The organism is Mesorhizobium intechi (assembly GCF_002879535.1).
Taxonomy (GTDB): domain Bacteria; phylum Pseudomonadota; class Alphaproteobacteria; order Rhizobiales; family Rhizobiaceae; genus Mesorhizobium; species Mesorhizobium intechi.
Genome location: NZ_PNOT02000208.1, coordinates 1 through 5128, shown reverse-complemented (window position 1 = coordinate 5128; position 5128 = coordinate 1). Strand labels below are relative to the sequence as shown.

Genomic DNA, 5128 nt, shown 5'->3' with positions numbered 1-5128 from the left:
ACTATACCGTAATAATATCTGCCGTTGTCGGGGCCATTGCAGCGCTTCTGGCAACTAAGCTCTTCTAGTGGCCAGAAGTAGTTATTGGGGCGCCCTCTCACCCCACCGCCACGCACTCAATCTCGATATCAAACTCCATCGGCTACGAAGCCACCGGCACGAAGGTCCGCGATGGCGGTTAGCGTTCCCTGGAACACCCCTCATCCGTCGCCTTCGGCGACACCTTCTCCCACAAGGGGAGAAGGGGGAGCCAAGCCCCCTCACGCCACCGCCACGCACTCGATCTCGATATCGAACTCCATCGGCCATGACGCCACCGGCACGAAACTCCGCGCTGGCGGGTTGGTCGAAAAGTACCTGGCATAAACCCGGTTGATGGCGTTGTAGAAGCCGGAATTGACGGCGTAGATGCGCACCATCACCACGTTTTCCAGCGAGGTACCGGCCGCTTCCAGGCAATGTTTCAGCGCCTTCAGCGATGCGTCGGTCTGGGTTTCGATGTCGCCGCGCACCATCTCGCCGGTCACCATGTCCACCGGCGGCGTCGCCGAGATGAAGACGAAGCCGTTGGCCTTCACCGCCGTCGAACAGGGCAGGCCGAGTGAGCGCACCTTGTCCGACATGACCGGCACTTCGATGACTTGTTTTTTCATGGTGGTTCTCCCTGGGTTCGGCAGGGAGCTTATCCGGCGGGCCGGCGAACGCCAGCGCCGTTCTTCCTTCTCCCCCTGTGGGGTGAGCAGCCGGTTCGCGAAGCGAATTCATCGTGCCAGTGGCACGATGAAAGGCCGGCGAACGCCGGACGCTGCGAAGCAGCGGGGACCCGGCAGAGGGAAGAGCCTCACTCACCCCTGCCCCGGATACGCGTGCCGTCCTTGTGCAGGAAACGGCCATCCCTGCTCGGGCTCATCATGTCGATGTCGGAGCAGGTGATGATACCGTTCGGATTGCGCGAGATGACCTCGAGGCAGCGGGTCGTTACCGACGAGCGGTTGATCATGTGATGGCCGTTGCAGCTGTTCCCGGCGAAGGCAGCACCATCGCCCGCCCTGAGCAGCGTCTCGCCGCCATCCTCGACCAGCGTCAGTTCGCCTTCCAGCACATAGAAGCCCCGCGTCGCTACTTCCTCTCCGATATGCGGCTCCGAAGGTCCAGAACGATGTCCGGCCCCTGACTGGTCAAGCCGGCCCCTAATGCACCGCCGCCAGATCCTTCAAATGCATCTCGTGCATCTTCAGCGTGTCCAGCGTCTTCTTGGCGAACTCCTTCAGCGCTGGGTCGTCGCCGGATCGGGCATAGGTGGAGAACATCGCCACCGCCTGCTTGTGCGCCTGCGTCTGCAAGGTGATGTACTTGGCCTGGAAGGCGTCGCCGTCCAGCGCCTTGAGCTGGTCGAGCATCGCCTTGTCGTTCGGCAGCAGCGGCGGGCCTTCCGGGGTGACGGACGCCGTGCTCTGGCTCTTTTCAAGCGCCGCCTTGAAATCCTCGCCGGCCTTGGTGTGGTCCTTGACCATCAGCCCGGCGAAATCCTTCACATCGGCCGCGACGCCTTTCTTCTCGGCCAGCTTGCTGCTTTCGATTTCGAAGCGGTTGGCGCTGACCACGGTCCTGGCGAAGGTCTCGGTGTCGACCTTGTTTTCGGAGACAGGCGGCACCTCGCTGGACGGCGCGGCCTGTTGGGAAAAGGCTGAAGGCGTTGCGGCCACAAGGGCCAGCATGGCAATGGCAAGATGCGGTCTCATCGAAGCGCTCCGTGAACGGTGTCCTCGAAGGCCCAACGCGGCAGAGGCGGCGAGGTTGCCGAGACACGTCCCTTCTCCTCAGGGGAAGGAGCCTTGCGACCGCGGCGCGCCTCTCCCTACGGGCGACGGGGCCCCAGCACAAAGGCCGTCATCGTCGCGCTCACGCATGCCACCGCCAACAACGCAACGGCGCCCGAAGCGTTGGTCTCCCGGCGAATGGAAACAGGCTGTTCCGAATCGGGAGGATTCTCGACCAGCCCGCCCAGGTCGGGCCTGCTGCCGTGTCGAACGCAATAGGCGCGGGTCAACTCTGCGCCGAGCAGAAAGATTTCCGATGAATAGTAGACCCAGAGCAGTATGACGAGCAGCCCTCCGGCCGCACCATATGACGAAGCGACCGCACTGGTGCCGATATACCAACCGATGAGCGACTTCCCCACTGTGAACAGGGCGGCGGTGACGACAGCACCGATCCCGACATCGCGCCATTGCAAGGCACGATCGGGCAGGACTTTGTAGATCGCGGCAAACATCAGGGTGATCAGGGAAAAGGACATCAGGGTGTTGATCGCGCTCAGAACAAATTCGCCGAACGGCAATCGAGCGCTGATCACGTTGCCCAGAGCCGAGATCGCCGCGCTCGCCACCAAGGAGACCAGCAACACAAAGCCAAGCGCCGCGACCAGGCCGAGACTTGCCGCACGGGCGCGCACGAGGCGCGACAGCGAACTGCCTTTCGCTTCAACCTTCCATATCGCATTCAGGGCCTGCTGCATCTCGCCAAACACCGCGGAAGCGGTGACCAGCAAAGTGGCCACGCCGACAATGGCCGCCATGGTCCCCGACGATTTGCTGGATGCTCCTTCGAGCGCTGTTCGAAGGAGCGCCGCGCTTTCTGGACCCATCAGCCCCGATATCTGGGCCGACAAGGCCAACTGCGCCGCGTCATGTCCAAACGCGATGCCTGCTATAGCGACGACGATTATCAGAACCGGTGCCAGCGACGTGGCGGCGTAAAAGGCCATCGCCGCACCATGGCTAAGGGCGTTGTCGTTGACAAAGCCAACCAGGCTTTCCCGCACCAGCTCCCATAGGTCCCTACCTGTAAGTCGCATTTCGAATCCGCCAAGGGGGACGAAACCTCTCCTATCAATGCCGCGGGCCTTCCTATGTTCCGGCCGACTTGGGCGGGCGTTTCAGCGAGGTGAAGCGCGTGATCCAGGGCGCTGAATTTGTGCGCGAAGCGCCCAGCCTGCCTCGTCGGGCAGGCCGGTAGCGAGCCCATGGTGAAAACCATGCGAGGCTGAAGCGCGGCGGCTGAGGCCGCGACGTCCCGATGTCAGTGACAGCACGCCCCGCCATATTGCAGTTGCTCGTACCAATCCGGCCGGCCTTGCGGGGTGAAATCCATCAGGTTCCACAGGGTCTCGCAGGTGCCGATGGCGCGCGGGTCCTGGCCGGGCTCCGGCGGCGCGAAGCCGAGCTCGGACGACCAGAAATGCCTGATGCCGTCCCCGTCGCGATGAAACACGGACAGCAGCGGGATCTGCGCGCCGTCGGCATCCTCGGCATTGTAATCGCGCTTGAAGCTGTTGGCGGCCGACGACACCAGCCGCATGTTCTTCCAGCCGCGATCCCGGCCGAGCGTGACCAGGTTTTCCAGCGCGGTTTTCGCCACCACGGCGAAATTGAAGCCGGCGGCTTCGAGATGGCCGACGGCGCCGTCCCACTGGTCGAGCAGCGCCGTGCAGGACGGGCATGGCTGGTCCGGCCGGGCGAGCCTGGCCGTGCCGCCGCTCACCGCCACGTCGCGCGTTTCCTGGGGATGACGCGGAAACATCATCTGGTAGAGGATGAGCGTATCCTTGTCAGGCGCGAACAGTTCCGACAGCTTTGTCTTCGCCGGCCTGCCGTCGGCACCGAGCGCATCGAAGACATAGTCCTGGCGGATCAGCCCGCCCAGCGGCAGCGCACGCCGCGCCTCGGCCACGGCTTCCATGGCGCGGCGCAGCTCGATTTCCTTTTTCAGGAGCTTTTCGCGCGCGGTGCGATATCTGGCGGATTCGTTGGGAAAGGTGATCATGATCGGCTCCCTTGGATCGGCGCCGGCCTCCCGGCGCTGTTGCTCTGCGACCCAAGGACGTTCGGCGAAGACCGGTTCCCGACATTTCTTGGATGGCGCACGGCGATTGATTGCAAGGGAACCTCCCGGCTTCCCGGCATTCTCACGGCACCGTACCGGGCGAGTTTGCCTCTAGCCGTACCAGTCCACCTCGAACATGCCGACCCGTTCGTAGAGCCGCACCGCGGCGGGATTCTCGACCGTATTGGTCTTCAGGTCGACATGGCCCGCGCCACGCTCGCGAAAGATGGCGAAGGCATGCCACATCAGCGCCTCGCCGATGCCCTTGCCGCGCGCCTCGGGATGAACGGCGAGATCCTTGACGAAAGCAGACGTCCAGCACAGCGCCGCCGCCGCCAGCCGGCCCTTGGCGTCGATAACCAGGAAACACAGCGCCGGATCAAATTCGGGATCATCCGATATGTGCGGCCACCATTCGTCGAACGGGCCATCGGCGCCGTCGTCAAACACCTCGCTCAGCAGCGCATGAAGAGGTGTTGCGTCGCCTGGCTCGAAGCAGCGCATGGCAAAACCATCAGGCCAGTGCGGTGCAACCAGCGTTTCGTCGAGAAGCTTGCGCAGCCGGATGTCGTTGAGAGCCGGCGGGCGCGGTTCAGGCATCGCTCTCAGGCGTCGGGCTGCGGACGCCGCCTGCGGTCGACACCGAGGCCGGTCGCCTCAAGCAGGCCCTTGCGCTTGGCGTCGAAATAATAGCCGGTCTGGTAGAGCCAGTCGGCCTTCTTGGCGTTGCCGCCCGCCACCAGCCAGGCGCCACGCAGATATTTGACCGCGTATTTCAGATTGGTCTCGGCGTCGAACAGGCCCTTGGCCGGTCCGTCATAGCCCATGCCACGCGCCGTCGCGTGCTTGATCTGCATCAGCCCCCAATGGCCATTGTTGTAGGCCTTGGGATTGAAGGTGCTCTCGCGGTTGACGACATGGCGCACCAGATCCACTGGCACCTGGTAGAGCGCGGCGTATTTGACGATCAGCCGGTCGACGTCGCCGCGCACGCCCGTGTGCTCTTCCGTGGCGGCCGGATCAACTGGCGCCGAGGGGAACTGCACCAGTGCCGCCGGGTTCTGCGGCACGACATAGGCTACCTGCTGTACGCCAGGCAATTTCTGGCCGCTTTTGGCGACCGCCGGCACGATGAACCCGGCGGTCTTATAGGTCTCGGCCGACTGGATTACCGGCAGGCCTGCCTTGACCGGCTGGGCCGCCTTGGCCGGCGGCGGCGCCTGCCAGGCATTGGGCCTAGCGA

At 63.8% G+C, this 5128-nt stretch carries 7 protein-coding genes; all 7 read right to left on the bottom strand.

Going from position 1 to position 5128, the window contains the following annotated elements:
* Positions 1-260 precede the first annotated feature (260 nt).
* Entirely contained in the window at positions 261-653 is a 393-nt protein-coding gene (locus tag C1D09_RS17560; protein ID WP_143975506.1) for a RidA family protein, read from the bottom strand.
* A gap of 188 nt (positions 654-841) precedes the next feature.
* Positions 842-1102, bottom strand: coding sequence for a cupin domain-containing protein (locus C1D09_RS17555; RefSeq protein ID WP_425463422.1), 261 nt, complete (start codon positions 1100-1102; stop codon positions 842-844).
* Between the two features lie 88 nt (positions 1103-1190).
* Complete coding sequence (locus C1D09_RS17550) at positions 1191-1742, bottom strand: DUF4142 domain-containing protein (protein WP_143975505.1); 552 nt, start codon at positions 1740-1742, stop codon at positions 1191-1193.
* Between the two features lie 116 nt (positions 1743-1858).
* Entirely contained in the window at positions 1859-2824 is a 966-nt protein-coding gene (locus C1D09_RS17545; RefSeq protein WP_342780241.1) for a YihY/virulence factor BrkB family protein, read from the bottom strand.
* A gap of 257 nt (positions 2825-3081) precedes the next feature.
* Positions 3082-3825, bottom strand: coding sequence for a DUF899 family protein (locus C1D09_RS17540; protein ID WP_143975503.1), 744 nt, complete (start codon positions 3823-3825; stop codon positions 3082-3084).
* A gap of 171 nt (positions 3826-3996) precedes the next feature.
* Positions 3997-4485: a GNAT family N-acetyltransferase gene (locus C1D09_RS17535; protein ID WP_143975502.1), complete on the bottom strand. Its 489-nt coding sequence runs from the start codon at positions 4483-4485 to the stop codon at positions 3997-3999.
* 5 nt (positions 4486-4490) lie between these two features.
* A partial coding sequence (locus C1D09_RS17530) for a lytic transglycosylase domain-containing protein (RefSeq protein WP_143975501.1) occupies positions 4491-5128 on the bottom strand: 638 nt, incomplete at its 5' end.

Bases quoted from the DNA above. Each gene is read 5' to 3' on its own strand.
- C1D09_RS17535 (WP_143975502.1), bottom strand. From the start codon at position 4,485: ATGCCTGAACCGCGCCCGCCGGCTCTCAACGACATCCGGCTGCGCAAG.
- C1D09_RS17540 (WP_143975503.1), bottom strand. From the start codon at position 3,825: ATGATCACCTTTCCCAACGAATCCGCCAGATATCGCACCGCGCGCGAA.
- C1D09_RS17560 (WP_143975506.1), bottom strand. From the start codon at position 653: ATGAAAAAACAAGTCATCGAAGTGCCGGTCATGTCGGACAAGGTGCGC.
- C1D09_RS17550 (WP_143975505.1), bottom strand. From the start codon at position 1,742: ATGAGACCGCATCTTGCCATTGCCATGCTGGCCCTTGTGGCCGCAACG.